The organism is Blautia wexlerae DSM 19850 (genome assembly GCF_025148125.1).
Lineage (GTDB): Bacteria > Bacillota > Clostridia > Lachnospirales > Lachnospiraceae > Blautia_A > Blautia_A wexlerae.
In genome coordinates, this window is sequence record NZ_CP102267.1 from 1,899,381 (window position 1) to 1,917,532 (window position 18,152).

An 18,152-nucleotide genomic window follows, 5' to 3' on the forward strand; every position below is an offset into this window, starting at 1 on the left:
ATATGGAAAATATTTTAAAGAAAATAGGAAAAATCAGCAGTTTTGCATCCAGATATATTGGAATCATCATCATTGCCTTTTCATGCCTTGCCTTTTTCTGGAGGGATGGATTTGCATGGATGACAAATTATACATCTGTTTTTCTGGGCGTGATCATGTTTGGTATGGGACTGACCATACGTCTGGAAGACTTCCGGGCAATTTTTTCCAGACCAAAGGAAGTGATCATTGGCGCAGTTGCACAGTATACGATCATGCCAGTCGTAGCCTGGGTATTGTGTAAAGTTATGAATCTTCCCGCAGATCTGGCTCTGGGTGTGATTCTTGTGGGATGCTGTCCTGGTGGAACAGCCAGCAATGTGATCACCTATATTGCAGGCGGTGATGTTGCACTTTCAGTAGGAATGACCATCGTTTCCACTCTGGCTGCTCCTGTTATGACTCCATTTCTTGTGTACATTCTGGCAGGTGCCTGGGTGGAAGTATCCTTCTGGGCAATGGTACTTTCTGTTGTAAAAGTAATTCTGGTTCCTGTACTTCTTGGAATCCTTCTCCGTACACTTGCAGGAGATCATGTAGATAAAGTTTCAGATGTTATGCCATTGATCTCTGTTGTAGCCATTGTTATGATCATTGGCGGAATCGTGGCAATTAATGCAGAGAAAATCTTAAGCTGCGGAGTTCTGGTCCTTGGCGTTGTTGCGATCCACAATTTCTGTGGTATGATGCTTGGGCTCCTTGCAGCAAAAATTTTCCATGTAGAATATACACGGGCAACAGCTATAGCTATTGAAGTGGGCATGCAAAACAGCGGACTGGCAGTTTCTCTGGCAGCAGCTAACTTTGTAGCCAATCCACTGGCAACTCTTCCAGGTGCTATTTTCAGTGTATGGCATAATATTGCAGGCTCCATCTTTGCAGGAATCCGCCGTTCCGGCGTAGAAAACAGGACACGCACAGGTGAAAATGGTGTGTCAGCAGCATAAATAACAAGGGAACGTAGAAAACAAAAAATCCCCGGAATCCTTGGCTTAACAGTGATAAGAAACTAATTTGCTTATCTACTGCCAGCTAACGGATTCCGGGGCAAAAATAACTACTTGAATTTTTTTGCTTTTATGACATCTATAATTATCCCTTTGTTTTTTATAAGCTTTATTCGCCAACTCTCAATTTCTCAGCATTTTGAACGGAATATCCCATATCATAGGCTTTTTTGAAAACACTTTGATTTCTGACTAATCCGGCATCCATCACGTTTGCTGCATATATCTTTCCTGCAATCTTGTATTCTTCCAGATGTTCTACAAAACCATCCAGATCACCAAGCGGTCTTTCAATGATGTCCTCGCCCAGACTAGCCGATATAATATAGTAAACTTCTTTTTTACCAAGATGCTGCCAGATAGGATAAGTGCGGTCAATAAAGGTCTTCATCTGGGCACTGATTCCATAAAAATAAACCGGAGTAGCCAGTACAAGTACATCTGCTTTCCGAAACATTCCGAGTATTTCAGCCATGTCATCTTTTAATACACAGGTACCGCCATTTCTCATACAGCCGTCGCAGGCTCTGTACCATGTTCACCTGATGTCCTTTTGCTTCTGCACCTTTTTTGAACTGCTCACAGCTAAACAGTTCTCTGACTGTATTTTCATATACCACACATTTCTCTGCCTTCTTAATCTTTTTGGCATATTTTTTACTGTTAGTAAAGAATGTCATGGTTCGACCCTATGAAGTACGGCCCTATAAAGTATAGATATTTATCTACAATCTCCCAGTAGCCGCTCTTAGGCGAACCATTCTTCTTAATGACAGCTATGGCTTACGCATCCATGCTCGCCACATGTATGTCCTTCCCCGTGGTTGTGCTCGTGATGAGAACACTTCACATTTGGATTATACGCAAGTGTTTCATTGATAAAGGCTTCTACCGCTTCATCTGCATCTCCGGAAACTCCTCCGAAAAGCTTAATACCGGCTGCCGCTAAAGCTGTCTGTGCGCCCCCTCCGATTCCGCCACAGATCAAAACATCTGCATTCAATGCATTAAGAACTCCTGCCAATGCGCCATGTCCGCTTCCGTTGGTATCTACTACCTCTGAATGTACCACTTTCCCTTCTTCTACATCATAAATCTTAAATGTTTCTGTGTGTCCAAAGTGCTGGAAAATCTGTCCGTTTTCATATGTTACTGCTATTCTCATAATACCTTCTCCTTTTTCCACTGCATATTTTTGATAAAGCTCCTGCTTGTAACATCCTCCAAGGTTGCAGTCGCTACTTTGACCATCGCAGATTCTGAAATCCCCGCCCTCAATTCTAAGCGGATGTCCATCAATAAGTGCATCTGCTATTTTCTTCCTGGCAATCTCGTAAATTCGTTGAACTGTTGTTCTTGCGATCTGCATAGATACTGCACACTGCTCCTGACTGTAACCTTTCTTGTCCAAAAGACGAATTGTTTCATACTCATCTACCGTCAGAATAATGGGGGCTTTTTTCTCCGTATCATCTGCCGGAAGAAATTCTAAAACATTGGGAAAATGGCAGACTTTTCTGCATTTTATTGGTCTTGGCATAAACTGCTCCTTTCTTGTTATAATATAATAGTTCTATAAAGGGCATATGTCAATAACATTTTTGACATATGCCTTTTTAACCAAATCAAGTAAGTCCCCTGCTTCAATTGCGAAGAGCAAACGGGCATCGGAGAGACTTCTGGAAAGCAGTACGAAATATCTTGAAGAGAAGCTGAAACTCACAGTCAACAGAGAGAAGCTTAATGAGATACTGACTGGTTATCTCCATTACTATGGCATCACTGACAATTCAGAGAGAATTACAGCATTTCGTTATAATGTTATGAAAAGCTACAATTTTAAATATCAGGGGAGATCGAGGTCTCTTATCTTCAAATATTCCACAAGCTTAAAAGACATTCTCAACAGAAACTCTGTCATGGGATCGTTTAAATCGGCTTTACCTATTTCAATGATTTTTTCCATTCGATAAGCCAGCGAATTCCTGTGAATACACAAAATGTTAGCTGTTTCCTTATTGTTATGGAAACACTGTAGATATACCTCAAGTGTATGGTAAAGTTCATTTCCCGTTCTCTGGTCATATTTATTCAGTCTGTAAAGGGCAGGGTGGATATAATCTGCAAGTTTTTCTGGTTCTTTGATCTTGTTCATCATTTCGTAGAACTCAATTTCAGAATACCGATGAATTTGATGCTCCATCGGATACCTTTGATCCCATGATATTTCCTTCTTAAGGTTATCAGGGATTCTGTGATTCCATTCAAGAACTGTCCGCGCCTGCTGATAAGCTCTGTAAAATTCATCCATTTTTGAAAAAACCAGGGAGATTCCTACATCCAGATGATACTCTGCCATCGTTTTAAGCATTATTTTTTGAGTATCTACAAATATAACAGAACTCTGATCTGGTACAAGAAGGACTAGTGCATTGTCGTGGACAGTCATATATGCTTCCGGAAAGATATGTCGGATCACAGGATAAAGCTGCTGCTTTAATTTATTTTCCTTCAAAAATGTCTTCGGTTGGATACAAAGTGCATACATTGCATCAGATACTCGAAGATGAGAAATGGAATCTGCCAATATATCAGCCGGAGTTCCAATCAGCAGGGCTTCAAGAAGCTGCTGGTCCGCACTGGTGTACTGAAACAGTTCAGGATGATAATGTCCAACTACAGAGCTGATTGCCCGGCTTACATCACTCATAGCTGCTAAGTGTTCTGCGGTAAAAGGGATATTGTTTTCTATCATCAGAACAAAACCAACCTGAACACCGTTTAAAAACACTTTCGAACTACATTTACGATATGGTGATTCCGGGCAAGATACTTCAACAGCCTCAATGCTGGCTGAAGCCCCCTGGACAGCTTCCAATGACATTACATTTTTAATGAAATCGTATGTACAATATCCACGTTCAATATTCTTTTTCCATAATTTATCCGTAACCGGAATTGATGTAGAATATGACAGGATACGGAATTTCTTGTCACAAAATACCAAGGAATATCCTAATTTGATGGATGCAGAGTTAATCACTTCATCCAGGCTATGGGAAGAGTGGCCTTTTTGAACCAGTTCTTCATATAAACTAACCTGTTCATGTGTCTGAAGAAACTGTTTTGCTGCATTAAAAACTGCAAAAAGCTCTTTTGCCTGTACTGTTGCACGATCCGTACAGGAATAAGGAAAAAGATAGTTTTCTCCACGAACAAGGATACATTGAGAAGGCTGCATATCAGGAGACAAAACATTGGGATAACCAAAATAGACAATATCTGTGGCGTATCTTGTTTGAGTGCCATCCAGCAGCTCTACATCTCGTATTTCATGAAGATCAGTAGAACAATTTAGTATTATGTTAAAATTTTTTTCATTTTTTAAATAATCAATAAGATCGGAAAACAGCATTTTCATACTCCTCTTTACAATTCTTTGTGCATAATGCACAGTGTTTTGCTGATTATTATTAATTATAGTGCATTGTGCATAAATACACAATGTCTTTTTTATATTTATGCCGTTGCTTTTTTAACAAAGAAAATGTTATTTTTAAGCCATAATAATCAAGGGACACAAGTAAAGGAGGGTGTACATGTATCAGGAAATTTTTAAACAGGGAAAAATTGGAAATATTACACTTAAAAACCGACTTGTAATGTCACCGATGGGTACAAGCCTGGCGGAGATGGATGGGTCTCCATCGGAAGACATGATTGCATTCTATAAGGCACGTGCAATTGGTGGCGCAGCGCTTATTATTCCGGAGATTGCAAGGGTAAACGATCTGCATGGTGCAGGGATGATGCGTCAGCTGTCTGTTTCAAAAGACAGACATATCGAAGGTCTTGCAAAGCTTGCAGAAACAGTACATAAATATGGGACAAAGATATTCATCCAGCTGCATCACCCTGGACGTGAAACAGTAACTGCTCTTACAGGCGGCCCGGTAGTATCTGCTTCAGCAATACCGTGCAAATATCTTCAGCAGGAAACAAGGGCTCTTTCAACAGAAGAAGTAAAAGCTTTGATCCAACAGTTTATCTCAGGTGCTGTACGAGTAAAAAAAGCGGGTTGCGATGGAGTAGAGCTTCATGCGGCTCATGGGTATCTATTACAACAGTTTCTTTCCCCTTACACAAATAAACGCGAAGATGAGTATGGTGGTTCCTTTGAAAACAGGCTTCGTATGATCACTGAGATCATAAATGGAATCCGCGTACAGTGTGGACCAGACTTTCCAATCGGTGTCCGTTTAAGCGTGGAAGAATTTCTGGATAAGACAGGAGTAACAGAGGATTATATCCATATCCAGGATGGAGTTAAGATTGCAATGGCGCTTGAGAAATGCGGGATTGATTTTATTGATGTGTCTGTTGGTTTATACGAAACAGGAAGTGTATGTGTAGAGCCGATCTCCTTCCCCCAGGGTTGGAGAAAAGATCTGATCAAGGCTGTAAAAGATCACGTTTCTATTCCAGTGATAGGAGTTTCCTGCATACGTGAACCACAGGTAGCTGAGAGCTTTTTGAAAGGAGGTATTGTTGATTTTGTCTCCATGGGAAGAAGCTGGCTCGCAGACGAACAGTGGGGACTCAAGGTACTTGAAGGAAGAGAGAATGAAATTTGTAAATGTATCAATTGTCTGCGCTGCTTTGAGAGCCTGAATGCATGGATGGGCGCGGGTATTCCGGCGGAATGTGCAGTTAATCCACGTGCATGCCGCGAACGTCTTTATGGAAATGCAGAATATGACACTCAGGAACATAAGGTAGTAGTTGTTGGTGGCGGTCCATGTGGTATGATCGCTGCTAAAACACTTGCTGAACGCGGCATGAAGGTAACACTGGTTGACCGCCAGAGTGAGCTTGGAGGTACGATAAACCTTGCAAAGAAGCCTCCTTTCAAAGAACGTATGGGCTGGATTGCTGATTATTATAATGTTGAATTTGAGAAACTTGGAGTTGAATTAAAACTTGATATGGAAGCGACTGCGGATAAAATTGCAGAAATGAATCCGGACGCGGTGCTTGTAGCAACAGGTTCTAAATCTGTCATTCCAGGATCTATTCCCGGAATAACTGGAGAAAATGTATATACAATCGAAGATATTCTTTCCGGAAAAGCCGGACTGAAGAATAAAAAAGTAATGATCATCGGAGCAGGTGTTACGGGACTTGAAACAGCAGAATATCTCTGTTACGAAGGAAATACTGTTGTACTTGCGGATATGCTTGACAAAGTTGCTCCTAATGCAAATCATACAAATGTTGCAGATGTATGTGGAAGATTGAAAGAATACAATGCCCAGTTCATGATGGCACATGCCCTTAAAGAGATCAAAAAAGATGGAGTTGTTCTTGAAAGATTGAACGATAAGATAAATGTGGAAGTCGCTGCAGATGCTGTTGTTCTTTCACTTGGTTTCCGCCCGGACAACCATCTTGTTGAAGAATTAAAAGAAAAAGGAATCCATGCTCAGGCTATCGGAAATGCTGTGAAAGACGGTACGATTGCTCCTGCATCCAGAAGTGGTTTTGAAGCAGCAAGAAAATTGTTTAAGACATCTGTCAAAACTCCAAGCTTTATCACCGCTCCGGAGGAAATGCCTAATTTCGGTAAGATCTCTCTTATGAAAAATCAGGAGGGAATATATCTTGCATACCTTACCGATCCTGCGGCGGTTGCAAAGGTTCTGCCTGCACCGTTAAAACCATTTTCCGTGCCTGTAGTTACGGTATCTGTGTGCCATGTTAAGGAGCCTACCTTTGCTGATGATTATTATGAAGCAATCCTTGGTGTTTACTGTACATATGGAACACAGCTTGGATTATATCCAATAGGGCTTGTACTTGGGGGAACTGGTGCAGAAATGGCAGTTCAGTGTGGACGTGACAATGGATCAATTCCAAAGAAACTGGGATCTGAATTTGTAATCCGTCGAAACAATGATCATGTGACCGCTCAAGTCTGCCGTCGTGGTACTGAACTTGTAAATATTGATCTCAAGATTGGTGAATATAATAACGCAATGACCGGAATGCTGTATCAGTTCCCAGAAGCCGGTAAAAAGACATATGGCGGTGGTTTCTACTTCCACCTTGACCGCGAACCGGATAAAGAAGGAAAATCACATTTCCAGAATGGTGCTCTGCTTCAGAATCTCTGTGAATACAATTACCATTCATGGGAGCCTGGTTTTGCAGCGATTAAATTACAATCGTCCATTGATGATCCATGGGGAGAACTTCCAATCAGAACAGTCATTGGAGGTGCGTATTCCTCAAATGATCTGATGGTTCATAAACTGAATTTATGTGAAGAGATTGACGCAGATGTTCTGGCACCGTATCTGCTTACCGCACGGTATGACAGAACAGCATTCATGGAAACAGGAAGAAGATAAGGAGGGCATTGCCATGAAGTTTGAAAACAAAGTAGCAATCATTACTGGTTCAACAAGAGGAATCGGAAGAGCAACCGCAGAACTCTTTGCAAAAGAAGGAGCAAAAGTCATAGTTGTTGGAACAAAGGAAGAACTGGGAGAAAGCTGTGTGAATGCAATCAAGGCAGCCGGAGGAGAAGCAATTTTCTGTAAAACAGACGTGACATCTGATGAAAGTCTTGATAACCTGGTTAAAACAGCTCTGGACACCTACGGAAAAATTGACATTCTCGTAAATAATGCAGGAGTAGGCGGAACAACTGCCAATATGGATCAGATTACAATGGATGAATGGAACACCGTTCTTGCAACAAATCTCACAGCACCATTTGTTCTTTGCAAGAAAATAATCTCTATTATGGAAAAACAAGGGGCTGGAACCATCGTCAATGTAGCTTCCATGGCAGCAACCGCAGCAGGCCGCGGAGGGCTTGCTTACACTTCTGCCAAACATGGCCTTCTTGGACTCACCCGTCAGATGTCATTGGATCATGGACGTACAGGAGTGCGTATAAATGCTGTTCTTCCAGGACCGATTGCAACAGATATGATTGCACGTGTGCTTGCAATTCCACAGCATCCGGTAACAATGAAGATTGGAATGAGTCCGGCAAAACGTCCTGGAGAACCTATCGAAGTAGCACAGGCTATTGCATTCCTTGCATCAGACGAAGCTAGTTTCATCCATGGAGCGGCTTTGGCTGTAGATGGCGGATATACGATATTTTAAAAATAATTGATATGCATTAGAAAAAGGAGTCATTTGGACTCCTTTTTTCAGTACTTAGGATCTGACTGCAGAGATAAATCAAAATATAGTACCCTAAGGAAAATCATCCAAGTCTAACGTACTGTCAGTACATGAATTCTTAAATAGGAGAGAACTATGTGCAGCAGATATTACATTGATCCCGGTATGACGGAAGATATTTCCAGAGTGGTACAGAACATAGATGGGAGGATCCGGCTGGCACAAGGAGATATCCGTCCGACCGATGTCGCACCAGTCATTGGACAGTCAGAACACGGACTGGAACTGGGTATATGCAGATGGGGATATCCCCTGTCAAAAAGCAAGGGTCTGGTCATCAGTGCAAGGGTAGAAACTGTTTTGGATAAACCTTCTTTTCAAAACGGGATCTTATATCACCGGCTGTTGATTCCGGCAGGCGGTTTCTACGAATGGAATTCCCTGAAAGAAAAGAGTATCTTTACCAGACTGGATTCCTCTGTGCTGTACATGGCAGGGTTCTGTGACTGGTTTGATAATAGCAAAATGCCTGTACTTCTGCAGGCTTAGTCTTAATTTCTGTGATTTCATATTCGCCCTGGTCAAGGTTTTTAAAACTTCCAAATCCGTATTTCGTCCTTGTTTCCATATAAATCCAGTAGTACAATATGTTTATAAACATAAAGGAGGATTTGATTACCATGAAGAGAAAAAGGTTTTCCAGATTACTATTCTTAATGCTGACTATCATGATTACTGTTACGTTTTACCAGCCAGCCCAAGCAGCTTCCGGTAAATACACCGGGACCTACACAAAAACATGGTCTGTTTCAAGCAATATGACGGTCACCATCAAGCCGAGCTATTCCGTCATTGTAAATAAGGTTACCAGTACCAAAGTCAGGCTTCAGCTTGAAAAACTGGGAGTCAATGGTTCGCCTATCTATGCGACTGCTCCCATTACAGCAAAGCGTAAAGGAAACACAGTTTCTTTTAAGTGGAAAGATACATGGGGCAATTCCGGCACTGGAACATTAAAATTGTACAAAGGATACGTCAAATTAAAAGTAAAGCAGACATATACCGCCAGGTGGAATCGGAGTACTCTGGATACAAGCGGAAAATATATGAAAATCTACCGCAAGAGTGGTAATACAAAAATGGATAACATAGATTTATAAAAGCAGGGCAGAAACAGTTTTAAAGCTGTTTCTGCCCATTTGTTTGGTTAGTATATTTTTGTCATTTTAGAAGTGTCCATAAAATTTATTTTCTGGATTTCTTCAATGTCTCCAGTACTCACATCCGGACAAAACGTGTAATCTTTTGTCTGGTTCCCAATAGTCACACGGGCATACCAGTGTTCGCTCCAGTTCCCGTCGTAATAAAGATTGCTTATCTTGTCGAAACCACCGATCTCTTTTGCTATGGCATCACTGACAATTCAGAGAGAATCACAGCATTTCGTTATAATGTTATGAAAAGCTACAATGATTTCCGAAGATGAATATATGCAGTGGAGATATTGTAGGGATCATGCGTAATACCTACATCAATGTTTGAGGCACTTTTTTCTGTTCCTGTTACTGTTCAAGGGTTAGCTGGACTTGAGAAAACCGATGGTGTAGACTGATAACAGTCACTGATAACAGTCAAAGTCATCGGTTTTCTTTATCCAAATATTCTAGACACTCTGTCATATATATTTGCCGGATCTTCAAGGCGCATCAAAACAAGCATGCTCATGCATTGGCAGAGATAATCGATGCTTTCGAAACTTCTGAATGTCACGGCCTGCGCCTGTTTCCGCTTATAATTCCTTAGAAGCCTTTCGGCTTCATTATTCGTGGCAGGTACCCGGATATCATGCAGGAACAACAGATGGTTGTGCATGTATTTCTCCATTCTCAGGAATAAATTGTACCCGTCTTTATAATAATCATTTGCCGGAATGTTTTCATATTCTTTCCGGGCAGTTTCCAGTATCTCACGGTATCGTTTTTCGAATCCGGAGACTATTTCCGGATCTGGTCCGTGTGGCTGCCGGCATCCATTTCGGAAGTGGACCATTTCCTGCACCAGTGCATGCATTTTTTTATTCCAGGTACGGTCTGGTTCGTTCTCTATGCTGGCTTTCAGATACCGCAGTACATGGGCAAGGCATTCCTGATGATCTGCTCCATAATTATAAAAGGTAATATCATGGTCATGGACAAGAATCCCCTGATAGTCTTCTGTAACCGTACCCTTTACTCCTTCGTGTCCCTTTTTCTCGCGGGCAAAGTACAGGGCTTTTCCGTCCGGTGTTGCGCAGACATATACCTGGCAGCTCTTTCCGTTTTCCCTGGCATTTGTACAATCCGTATGCATAACAGGGGAAAGCAGCATATCTGCATAGGCAGACCTGCGTTCAGGCTCAGTTTTTAAAGCAAACTCCCGGTTTAGTCTGCTTATCATGCCTTTGGAAATATTCAGTTTTCCACCCGTCAGGTCGGACAGAAATGCCCTGCTCTTATCAATAGATGTACAGCAGTCATTGTTCAGAAGGAACAGAAATGCCCGTATGCTGCCATCATAATTCACATCATCGATAACTCCGTCTGGAAATGCTGCATGTGCACGTTCTCCCGTATGACTGTTATAATAAACATCTGCATGATATTCCGTTACATTCAGGACCATACGGATACTTACCATCTGCTTTACGATGGTCCTGGCAGTCTTTTTAAAAGCACAGTCTTCGAGCACTTCTTTAGGTGGAGGAAGAAGAATAACTGGCTGTGTAGGCTCCTGCCTTTTCCGGCAGTGCCCTTTGTGGCCGGGCTGCCCGCCTGGTCTTCTGCCTGTTTTTTCCCTGTTGTTTGTGATCTTTTTGCGTCGTACTGCTTTTGAAGAAGGAATAGAAGAGTTTTCATAATCGCGGTTGATCTGTGCCCGTAGTTTCAGATTCTTTCCCTGTTCTTCTTCCAGTCTGGATGCCGCTTCATAAAACTGATGTCTGAAAACGGCTGCTTTATCCAGTGCATCATCTCTTTGCTTTTCTGCATTCAGTGCACGGATCTCCATTTTTCGGAGTTCCTGCGCGGACCTTTTTTGTGCCTTTTCAAACTCCCGGAGCATATCCTCCAGTATCTGAAACCAGTAATTGCGCACACGGATCGTTTCTTTGTGCGCATCTGCAAGTTCTTTTTTCAGCTTCTCAATCTTATGTTCATAAACGTTGTACTCTTTCTGATAAAGTTCTTCTAACTGGATATATCTTTCACCAGATTCCAGTTCTTTGTTTCTGCGTTGTGCAGCTTTCAGCCGACACATGAGAGTGATATGATCATAAGTATCAGGCATACGTTTTCCTCCGGTACAGTCCTGCTAAACACTGCTGACGATATCTGTGATCTTTGAGATATGATCCTCGAGATATTCGATCAGCTCTTTCTGTTTCTGGATGAATTTCTCCTGGATCTCGATCTGCCTGAGATAGCCGTCAAGAAGTTCATCACGTTTTTTTAGTTCCTGTATAAAATCAATCTCCATAAAAACAACCTCTCTTTCTTGAAAAAAGTATAGCAGAAATGCAGGAAAAAAGCGAATTCCCGGAAATGACCCATTGGGCAATCTGACTGTGGATAAATCTCCATTATAAGATTGGAAATGAGCAGATATAAGGCCTCTGTCTGAAAGAATGGATAGGATTCGGTGTATAACTTTTGTGAAAAAGTTATACACTAGATTCTAGTTTTGGGAACCCATTCTTGAAGCTTCAAGGTCTGCATGAATACTTTTTTTATTATAAAACAGCTATTTATCCACAGTCAGATTGACGAAAAGGCACTTTCTGGTGATTCGCTTTTTTTCTATGTGATTATAACTGTTCTGGAGGAAAACATATGCCTGATGCGTATAATCACATCTCACTTATATGTCGGCTGAAAGCCACACAGACCAAAAATAAAGAACTGGAATCCGGTGAACGGTATGTTAAGTTGAACGAACTCCACCAAAAGGAGTGCAGAGCCTATGAACATAAGATCCAGGCACTGCAGACGGAGGTAGCGGATGCCCATAAAGAAACGATCCGTGTCCGCAACTACTGGTTTCAGGTACTGCGTAATACTCTTGGTCAGACACCATGAAATGCCCGGGGATTTATATGAAGGATATTGATAAAAGTGCTTTGTAAGAATCAGGTAGTTTTGGTATAATTCATTGTAAATGAAAATATAACCGAATCAGGTAAGTCCTCTGCGGAGGTTGCAAAAAGCGATAAGCAGTGGGTGGGAACTTGCTTATATCAGGAGGATTGTAAGCTCCTTCTGATAAACTGCGAATATCCGATTGACAGGCAGTTAAAATCAGAATTCATGGGATGGGGAGAGATAGATAGTGGACATTTATCAGATTATTATTACACATAATCGAAGCTGGACAATCAGGGAAATTATTGCTTTTGCAGTGGTTTTCCTGATGGCTGTTTTTCTGGCAGCAGTATTATTAAGGCTGCATAAAATAGTGATTATTCAGGCAGTCTGTGGACTGTTGCTTCTGACGTTTTTTGCAATTGTATTTGGTTCTACTGTTTTTACGAGGACTCCGGGGATCAGGCAGTATCAGCCGGAGGTATTCTGGTCATGGAAGGAAATCCTGGGGATTGGTACATGTGGCAGACTGGGAAGTACTACGGGAGATGGCTTACTGCAGGAGAATCTGTTGAATATTCTGCTGCTTTTTCCGGCAGGGATTTTATTGCCGGGGTTGACAGGCAGAAAACTGAAATGGTGGATGGGATTGCTTGTGGGAATTGCGGTATCATCTGCTATCGAGATTAGTCAGCTGCTGCTTTGCAGAGGGTTGTTTGAGTTTGACGATATTATTCATAATAGTTTGGGATGTATGCTGGGGTGTTTGTTGGGGAATAGGATGTTAAGGTTGGTGCATGGAAAGTAAAGGGCAGGACCAGATGAAATATTGTCTTCATTGACATGAAGATAGTTCATAAGCGCAACCTGAAAAATTTTGGAACAATTGACTCCGTTCACAGCAATGTCTTTTTGACGTAAAGTTGTTTATAACAGTAAAAATGTTTAACAAAATCTGTTAAAATGCTATAATGCAGATATGAAAAAGAAAATTTTGAAAAAATCTATAATGTATGATAAAAGGATTGCTATAAACTGGTACTGTGAAAATACGACAGAAGAGGAGTAAAAAGATGTTATATATAGGAAATCACACAAGCTCATCCCGGGGCTACCTTGCAATGGGGAAGCAGATGCTGGCAAATGGCGGTAACACATTTGCATTTTTTACCAGAAATCCAAGAGGAGGGAAAGCCAAAGACATTGATCCGCAGGATGTGCAGGCATTTGGGCAGCTGGCAGAGGAGAATCATTTTGGAAAGCTGGTGGCTCATGCGCCTTACACTATGAACTGCTGCGCTGCCAAAGAAAACCTCAGGGATTTTGCCAGGGAAATCATGGCAGATGATCTGAGACGTCTGGAAATGACACCGGGAAATTATTACAATTTTCATCCGGGCAGTCACGTAGGACAGGGTGCAGAAGTAGGAATCAGTAAAATTGCAGAAATTCTCAATGAAGTGCTGACAAAAGATCAGAGTACGATTGTACTTCTGGAAACTATGTCAGGAAAGGGCACAGAAGTAGGAAGAAATTTCGAAGAACTTCGTCAGATCATTGACAGGGTGGAGTTAAAAGATAAATTAGGTGTTTGTCTGGATACCTGTCATGTCTGGGATGGTGGATATGATATTGTAAACGATCTTGACAGCGTATTTGAAGAATTTGACCGGATAATAGGTCTGGACAGACTAAAAGCCATCCATTTAAATGACAGCATGAATCCCCTTGGCAGCCATAAGGACCGCCATGCCAGAATCGGAGAAGGTGAAATAGGACTGGAGGCACTTGTCCGCGTTATCAATCATCCTGCCACAGAGGGAATTCCGTTTATTCTGGAGACACCAAATGACGATGAGGGATGGACTCATGAAATTGCGTTGCTCAGAAATGAGTATAAACAGAAATGAGTATAAATATATCTGTCCGAATCAGAAAGATAAATTGGGGCGTGCAGATTATGGAAATGATTTTTCAAACGCGCTTTAGCGTTCTGACAAATTGTAAGTGCAAATCAAAAGAGTAGGAGTGAGATCAAAAGGAAGGAATGCAGCAAAGACAAGGATATCAGGCAGTAGAGAAGCTGAGAGAAACACTGGACGAGAAGTATCTGTGGGAGGTTATTTTACTCTATGCAGGTGAGAGTTTCAAAACCTATACAGGGCTTCCGTTCACTTATGAAGTAAGAAAGGGTCGGAATGGAGACTACACAAGGGAATTGTGGATCGACCGTAGGGAGAACAGTAAGAGTCTGGCGTTAAGTTCAGTGCTGCTGGCATTGAGAAACATAAAGAAGGTGGGAGCTGTGGTTGACAGACCCAAAGCTCTGGGCGACATCCGCGGAGTGAGTTATATATATGGAATGTTCTACCGCTTTGGGCTGATCGATGTGCCGGATACAGCCAGGCAGAAGATGAAGTTCACAGGATATATTTTTTAGGAGGAAAGAGACTAAAGAGATTAATTTTCAGCCTCATTGTGTGGATTCTACAAAACCGGAAAATCTGATCAGCTATACTAATATTGAGGTGGATGGGATCGTCACATTCCGCGGAAACAGTTTTCGCGATGCTCCTTCCCATGGTTATGCAGATATGACTGATTTCAGGCTGGACAAACTGTGGTCTGCAGATACAGGTTCTCTTTCTTCGGGCAGTGCAGTCTGGACAGGAAGTGGCTGGACAGGACAGCCGCTTATGATGAAATGGCCAAAAGAGGTCAAAGCACATATGAATATGACAGAGAAAGCAAAGGCAGATGATGAACTGGTTGAGGTGATTTATGCCTGTATGGATGGTTATGTGTATTTTCTGGATTTGAGAACGGGAGAAAAGACACGTGACCCATTATATCTGGGATATACTTTTAAGGGTGCGGGTGCCCTTGATCCGAGAGGATATCCGATTATGTATGTTGGCGCCGGATATAACAGCAACGAAGGAACTGCAAAGGTATTTGTAGTAAACTTGCTGGATTGTAGTGTTATGTATACTTTTGGAGACAATGATGAGTTTTCACTCAGAGGAAGTCTGAGCTTTTTTGACGGATCAGCACTTGTGGATGCAGAGACAGATACCCTGATCTATCCGGGAGAGAATGGAATCCTTTATCTGATCAGGCTGAATACAAAATATAATCTGAACAGTGGGACTTTATCCATTGATCCGGGCAGAACTGTAAAATGGCGCTACTATGGAACAAGAAGCAGTACAGAGTCTTTCTGGCTTGGAATGGAAGACAGTGCGGCAATCTATAAAGGCTATATATTTATGACCGATAATGGGGGAAATCTTATGTGTCTGGATCTGAACACTCTTCAGCTGGTATGGGTTCAGGATACATTGGATGATTCTAATTCAACGCCTGTTCTGGAAATCGAAAAAGGACATCTGTATCTGTATGTAAGTACTTCCTTCCGCCTTGGATGGAGAAGTTATGACACAGCCACTGTCCCTGTCTGGAAGATTGATGCAGAAACCGGTGAGATCGTGTGGCATACAGATTATGAATGTACTACTGATGACGGTGTTTCCGGTGGAGTTCAGTCTACGATTGCCTGTGGAAAGAACAGTCTTGCCGATTATATATATGTGACAGTGGCAAAGACCTCTGACAATGCATCCGGAGTTCTTGCCTGTCTGAGAAAATCTGACGGATCTAAAGCATGGGAGGATTCTTCCTCATATGCCTGGTCTTCTCCGGTGTGCGTTTATAACAAAGACGGATCAGGAAAGGTTCTTTATTGCAACAGTACAGGTGACATCCGCCTTCTTGATGGTAAAACAGGTAAACAGGAAGATGTATTATCTGTCAGCGAGGGTGTGATAGAGGCTTCCCCGGCTGTCTACGATAACTATGCGGTTGTAGGCACCAGGGACTGTAAAATATGGGGAATCAGACTGCAGTAAATAGCAATATTTATTTGCTTTCTCCCATTCTTTATTAACTTGCTATTTATCGCACTAAATGGTAAAATTTAAATATCTTACAGTTTTACGACACAATATTTTGAAAAAACTGAAAACAAAGGAGAGGGAGCGATGGAAGAGAGAAATAACAGATTGTTGAATGCCAAGCTGAATAAGTACATCATTCCGGGGATTATGATGTCTCTGGCGCTTCAGCTGGGAAATATCGTAGATACGATATTTGTAAGTAACCTGATCGGGGTGGAGGCAATGTCTGCAGTTACCCTGAGCCTGCCTGTGGAGACAATCGTTCAGCTGACAGGATACTGCCTTGGTATCGGCGGTTCCATAGCAGTGGGAAACATGCTTGGCAAACGAGACAAAGAAGGGGCATCGAAATTGTTTTCTGCCACATTTATAGTAACACTTGTGGTGGGAATCATTTTTTCAATCTGTGCCCTTCCTGCAGCAGAACCTGTTGCCAGACTTCTGGTATCAGGTGACGGTGTCCTGACCGGTTATACCAGAGATTACATACGTGTAAGTATGCTGGGGGCACCGGTGATCGGAATTGGACTGATGATGGTCAATTACCTTGGGGTGGAGAATCATCCGGAGCTGGCATCAGCCTACCTTATCGCAGCCAATGTGATCAATCTTGTGCTGGACTATATATTCCTCAGATATACTCCGCTGGGAATTACAGGTGCATCCTTATCAACTGTTCTTGGTTTCCTGTTTGCAATGGGAATTTTTGTGCTTTATATCCGCTCTGATAAGCGAAACCTCCACCTGATCCTGCTAAAGCCGGGCGAACTTGGAATCACAAAGGAAGCAATCATCACAGGCGTGCCAATGCTGATCTTTATGGCAGCTAATTTTGTAAAGGCGCTTGGACTGAATACCATTATCATGAACCAGCTGGGCGAGGAAGGTATGGCAGTATTTACTGTCTGTGACAATGTGCTGCTGATCGTCGAGATGCTTACAGGCGGAATTATCGGTGTGATCCCAAATGTGGCAGGAATCCTTTTTGGAGAGAAGGACTACGTGGGAATCCGGGTTCTCTGTAAAAAGATGCTGAAATACAGTTACATTCTGCTGGCTGTGATCTTTGTCCTTATTATGCTGTTTACCGAGGAAATCACTGTTATGTTCGGAAGCGGCGGTGGCGAGCTGGGTAGCCATATGGTCCAGGCGCTACGAATCTTTGCTTTGTGTGTGGCACCTTATCTGTGGAATAAGTTTATTATCAGCTATTACGAGTCCATTGAGGAGACAGCCATTGCAAGCTTTGCCACATTTCTGGAGAATGCGGTGGTAGTTCTGCCTGCAACCCTGGTGGGAATCCTTGTATGGAAACAGATTGACGGGATCGGTATCGACGGAATTGCAGCAGGATTTGTTGCCACTGAGATCATAACTGCAGTTGCAGCCTGTATTTTCAGAAAAATCAGGCATAAGAATACAAGCTTTTATATTGTTCCTGACAAAAATCCGGGGATTAATCTGGATTTTTCCATTAAGAGTACCATGGAGGAAGCACAAACGGTTCATAAGAGGATCATAGAGTTCTGCCAGGAACAGGGAGCTTCTAAAAGCAAGGCAAATCTTGCCGCAGTGTGTGCGGAGGAAATGACTGTAAATATTATACGATTCGGGGGAAAAACCTCCAACTGGATCGACATTAACCTCTGTCTGGAGGATGATCTCTGCAGACTGAGGATCAGAGATAACGGTGTAAATTTCAACCCTCTGGAATATCAGTATGACAGTGAAGACTTTGATATACATGGGATTGAACTTGTCAAGAAGGTATCAAAATCCATGGATTATATTCGTGCGATTGATATGAATAATACCATAATATCTTTTTAGGAGGT

The 18,152-nt window shown here is 42.1% G+C and carries 18 protein-coding genes; 12 read left to right on the plus strand and 6 right to left on the minus strand.

Annotated elements, in window-relative coordinates:
* Nucleotides 1-2: 2 nt before the first annotated feature.
* Nucleotides 3-986: a bile acid:sodium symporter family protein gene (locus NQ550_RS08875; RefSeq protein WP_008704363.1), complete on the plus strand. Its 984-nt coding sequence runs from the start codon at nucleotides 3-5 to the stop codon at nucleotides 984-986.
* A gap of 169 nt (nucleotides 987-1,155) precedes the next feature.
* Here NQ550_RS08875 and NQ550_RS08880 read toward each other — a convergent pair whose 3' ends face one another.
* The 4 genes from NQ550_RS08880 to NQ550_RS08895 form a co-directional block, all read right to left on the minus strand.
* The gene (locus NQ550_RS08880; protein WP_259839882.1) at nucleotides 1,156-1,557 is read right to left on the minus strand and encodes a flavodoxin family protein; all 402 of its coding nucleotides are present in this window, start codon (nucleotides 1,555-1,557) and stop codon (nucleotides 1,156-1,158) included.
* Nucleotides 1,523-1,726 (minus strand): hypothetical protein, encoded by a 204-nt coding sequence (locus NQ550_RS08885; RefSeq protein WP_226839703.1) that lies wholly within the window; start codon nucleotides 1,724-1,726, stop codon nucleotides 1,523-1,525. Before NQ550_RS08885 ends, NQ550_RS08880 begins: the two co-directional genes overlap by 35 nt.
* An 86-nt stretch (nucleotides 1,727-1,812) precedes the next feature.
* On the minus strand, nucleotides 1,813-2,586 hold the full coding sequence (locus tag NQ550_RS08890; protein ID WP_025580427.1) for a DUF134 domain-containing protein: 774 nt from the start codon (nucleotides 2,584-2,586) through the stop codon (nucleotides 1,813-1,815).
* A 306-nt stretch (nucleotides 2,587-2,892) separates the two neighbouring features.
* Nucleotides 2,893-4,467 (minus strand): PucR family transcriptional regulator, encoded by a 1,575-nt coding sequence (locus NQ550_RS08895; protein WP_081703303.1) that lies wholly within the window; start codon nucleotides 4,465-4,467, stop codon nucleotides 2,893-2,895.
* Nucleotides 4,468-4,645: 178 nt separating this feature from the next.
* On the opposite strand from NQ550_RS08895, the gene NQ550_RS08900 reads away from it, so the two are divergent.
* The 4 genes from NQ550_RS08900 (at nucleotide 4,646) to NQ550_RS08915 (ending at nucleotide 9,406) form a co-directional block, all read left to right on the plus strand.
* Nucleotides 4,646-7,456: an oxidoreductase gene (locus NQ550_RS08900; protein ID WP_025580430.1), complete on the plus strand. Its 2,811-nt coding sequence runs from the start codon at nucleotides 4,646-4,648 to the stop codon at nucleotides 7,454-7,456.
* Between the two features lie 13 nt (nucleotides 7,457-7,469).
* Nucleotides 7,470-8,225 (plus strand): SDR family NAD(P)-dependent oxidoreductase, encoded by a 756-nt coding sequence (locus tag NQ550_RS08905; RefSeq protein ID WP_025580431.1) that lies wholly within the window; start codon nucleotides 7,470-7,472, stop codon nucleotides 8,223-8,225.
* A gap of 156 nt (nucleotides 8,226-8,381) precedes the next feature.
* A complete protein-coding gene (locus tag NQ550_RS08910) occupies nucleotides 8,382-8,795 on the plus strand; it encodes an SOS response-associated peptidase family protein (protein WP_025580433.1) in 414 nt (137 codons plus the stop codon).
* A gap of 131 nt (nucleotides 8,796-8,926) precedes the next feature.
* Nucleotides 8,927-9,406, plus strand: coding sequence for a hypothetical protein (locus NQ550_RS08915; RefSeq protein ID WP_025580435.1), 480 nt, complete (start codon nucleotides 8,927-8,929; stop codon nucleotides 9,404-9,406).
* 490 nt (nucleotides 9,407-9,896) lie between these two features.
* Here the strand turns inward: NQ550_RS08915 and NQ550_RS08920 are convergent, their stop codons facing one another.
* Both NQ550_RS08920 and NQ550_RS08925 read right to left on the minus strand, forming a co-directional pair.
* Nucleotides 9,897-11,570, minus strand: a complete 1,674-nt coding sequence (locus tag NQ550_RS08920) for an IS66 family transposase (protein WP_259839887.1) — start codon at nucleotides 11,568-11,570, stop codon at nucleotides 9,897-9,899.
* Nucleotides 11,571-11,594: 24 nt separating this feature from the next.
* Complete coding sequence (locus tag NQ550_RS08925; RefSeq protein ID WP_173698229.1) at nucleotides 11,595-11,759, minus strand: hypothetical protein; 165 nt, start codon at nucleotides 11,757-11,759, stop codon at nucleotides 11,595-11,597.
* Between the two features lie 353 nt (nucleotides 11,760-12,112).
* On the opposite strand from NQ550_RS08925, the gene NQ550_RS08930 reads away from it, so the two are divergent.
* The 7 genes from NQ550_RS08930 to NQ550_RS08955 all read left to right on the plus strand — a co-directional run bounded on the left by NQ550_RS08930 (nucleotide 12,113) and on the right by NQ550_RS08955 (nucleotide 18,147).
* Nucleotides 12,113-12,358, plus strand: coding sequence for a hypothetical protein (locus NQ550_RS08930; protein ID WP_025576971.1), 246 nt, complete (start codon nucleotides 12,113-12,115; stop codon nucleotides 12,356-12,358).
* A 250-nt stretch (nucleotides 12,359-12,608) separates the two neighbouring features.
* The gene (locus NQ550_RS08935; RefSeq protein WP_025576972.1) at nucleotides 12,609-13,169 is read left to right on the plus strand and encodes a VanZ family protein; all 561 of its coding nucleotides are present in this window, start codon (nucleotides 12,609-12,611) and stop codon (nucleotides 13,167-13,169) included.
* A 265-nt stretch (nucleotides 13,170-13,434) separates the two neighbouring features.
* On the plus strand, nucleotides 13,435-14,271 hold the full coding sequence (locus NQ550_RS08940) for a deoxyribonuclease IV (RefSeq protein WP_008704353.1): 837 nt from the start codon (nucleotides 13,435-13,437) through the stop codon (nucleotides 14,269-14,271).
* A 56-nt stretch (nucleotides 14,272-14,327) separates the two neighbouring features.
* Nucleotides 14,328-14,387 carry a hypothetical protein gene (locus NQ550_RS22825; RefSeq protein WP_416386864.1) on the plus strand — a complete coding sequence of 20 codons (60 nt, stop codon included), beginning with the start codon at nucleotides 14,328-14,330 and terminating at the stop codon, nucleotides 14,385-14,387.
* A gap of 21 nt (nucleotides 14,388-14,408) precedes the next feature.
* Complete coding sequence (locus tag NQ550_RS08945; RefSeq protein ID WP_025576973.1) at nucleotides 14,409-14,801, plus strand: hypothetical protein; 393 nt, start codon at nucleotides 14,409-14,411, stop codon at nucleotides 14,799-14,801.
* 40 nt (nucleotides 14,802-14,841) lie between these two features.
* Nucleotides 14,842-16,269: an outer membrane protein assembly factor BamB family protein gene (locus tag NQ550_RS08950; RefSeq protein ID WP_025576974.1), complete on the plus strand. Its 1,428-nt coding sequence runs from the start codon at nucleotides 14,842-14,844 to the stop codon at nucleotides 16,267-16,269.
* Between the two features lie 132 nt (nucleotides 16,270-16,401).
* Nucleotides 16,402-18,147, plus strand: coding sequence for an MATE family efflux transporter (locus tag NQ550_RS08955; RefSeq protein ID WP_025576975.1), 1,746 nt, complete (start codon nucleotides 16,402-16,404; stop codon nucleotides 18,145-18,147).
* The last annotated feature ends 5 nt before the right edge of the window (nucleotides 18,148-18,152 follow it).

Coding starts and splice junctions, on each gene's coding strand:
- NQ550_RS08875 (WP_008704363.1), top strand. CDS start 3: ATGGAAAATATTTTAAAGAAAATAGGAAAAATCAGCAGTTTTGCATCC.
- NQ550_RS08880 (WP_259839882.1), bottom strand. CDS start 1,557: ATGAGAAATGGCGGTACCTGTGTATTAAAAGATGACATGGCTGAAATA.
- NQ550_RS08885 (WP_226839703.1), bottom strand. CDS start 1,726: ATGACATTCTTTACTAACAGTAAAAAATATGCCAAAAAGATTAAGAAG.
- NQ550_RS08890 (WP_025580427.1), bottom strand. CDS start 2,586: ATGCCAAGACCAATAAAATGCAGAAAAGTCTGCCATTTTCCCAATGTT.
- NQ550_RS08895 (WP_081703303.1), bottom strand. CDS start 4,467: ATGAAAATGCTGTTTTCCGATCTTATTGATTATTTAAAAAATGAAAAA.
- NQ550_RS08900 (WP_025580430.1), top strand. CDS start 4,646: ATGTATCAGGAAATTTTTAAACAGGGAAAAATTGGAAATATTACACTT.
- NQ550_RS08905 (WP_025580431.1), top strand. CDS start 7,470: ATGAAGTTTGAAAACAAAGTAGCAATCATTACTGGTTCAACAAGAGGA.
- NQ550_RS08910 (WP_025580433.1), top strand. CDS start 8,382: ATGTGCAGCAGATATTACATTGATCCCGGTATGACGGAAGATATTTCC.
- NQ550_RS08915 (WP_025580435.1), top strand. CDS start 8,927: ATGAAGAGAAAAAGGTTTTCCAGATTACTATTCTTAATGCTGACTATC.
- NQ550_RS08920 (WP_259839887.1), bottom strand. CDS start 11,570: ATGCCTGATACTTATGATCATATCACTCTCATGTGTCGGCTGAAAGCT.
- NQ550_RS08925 (WP_173698229.1), bottom strand. CDS start 11,759: ATGGAGATTGATTTTATACAGGAACTAAAAAAACGTGATGAACTTCTT.
- NQ550_RS08930 (WP_025576971.1), top strand. CDS start 12,113: ATGCCTGATGCGTATAATCACATCTCACTTATATGTCGGCTGAAAGCC.
- NQ550_RS08940 (WP_008704353.1), top strand. CDS start 13,435: ATGTTATATATAGGAAATCACACAAGCTCATCCCGGGGCTACCTTGCA.
- NQ550_RS08945 (WP_025576973.1), top strand. CDS start 14,409: ATGCAGCAAAGACAAGGATATCAGGCAGTAGAGAAGCTGAGAGAAACA.
- NQ550_RS08955 (WP_025576975.1), top strand. CDS start 16,402: ATGGAAGAGAGAAATAACAGATTGTTGAATGCCAAGCTGAATAAGTAC.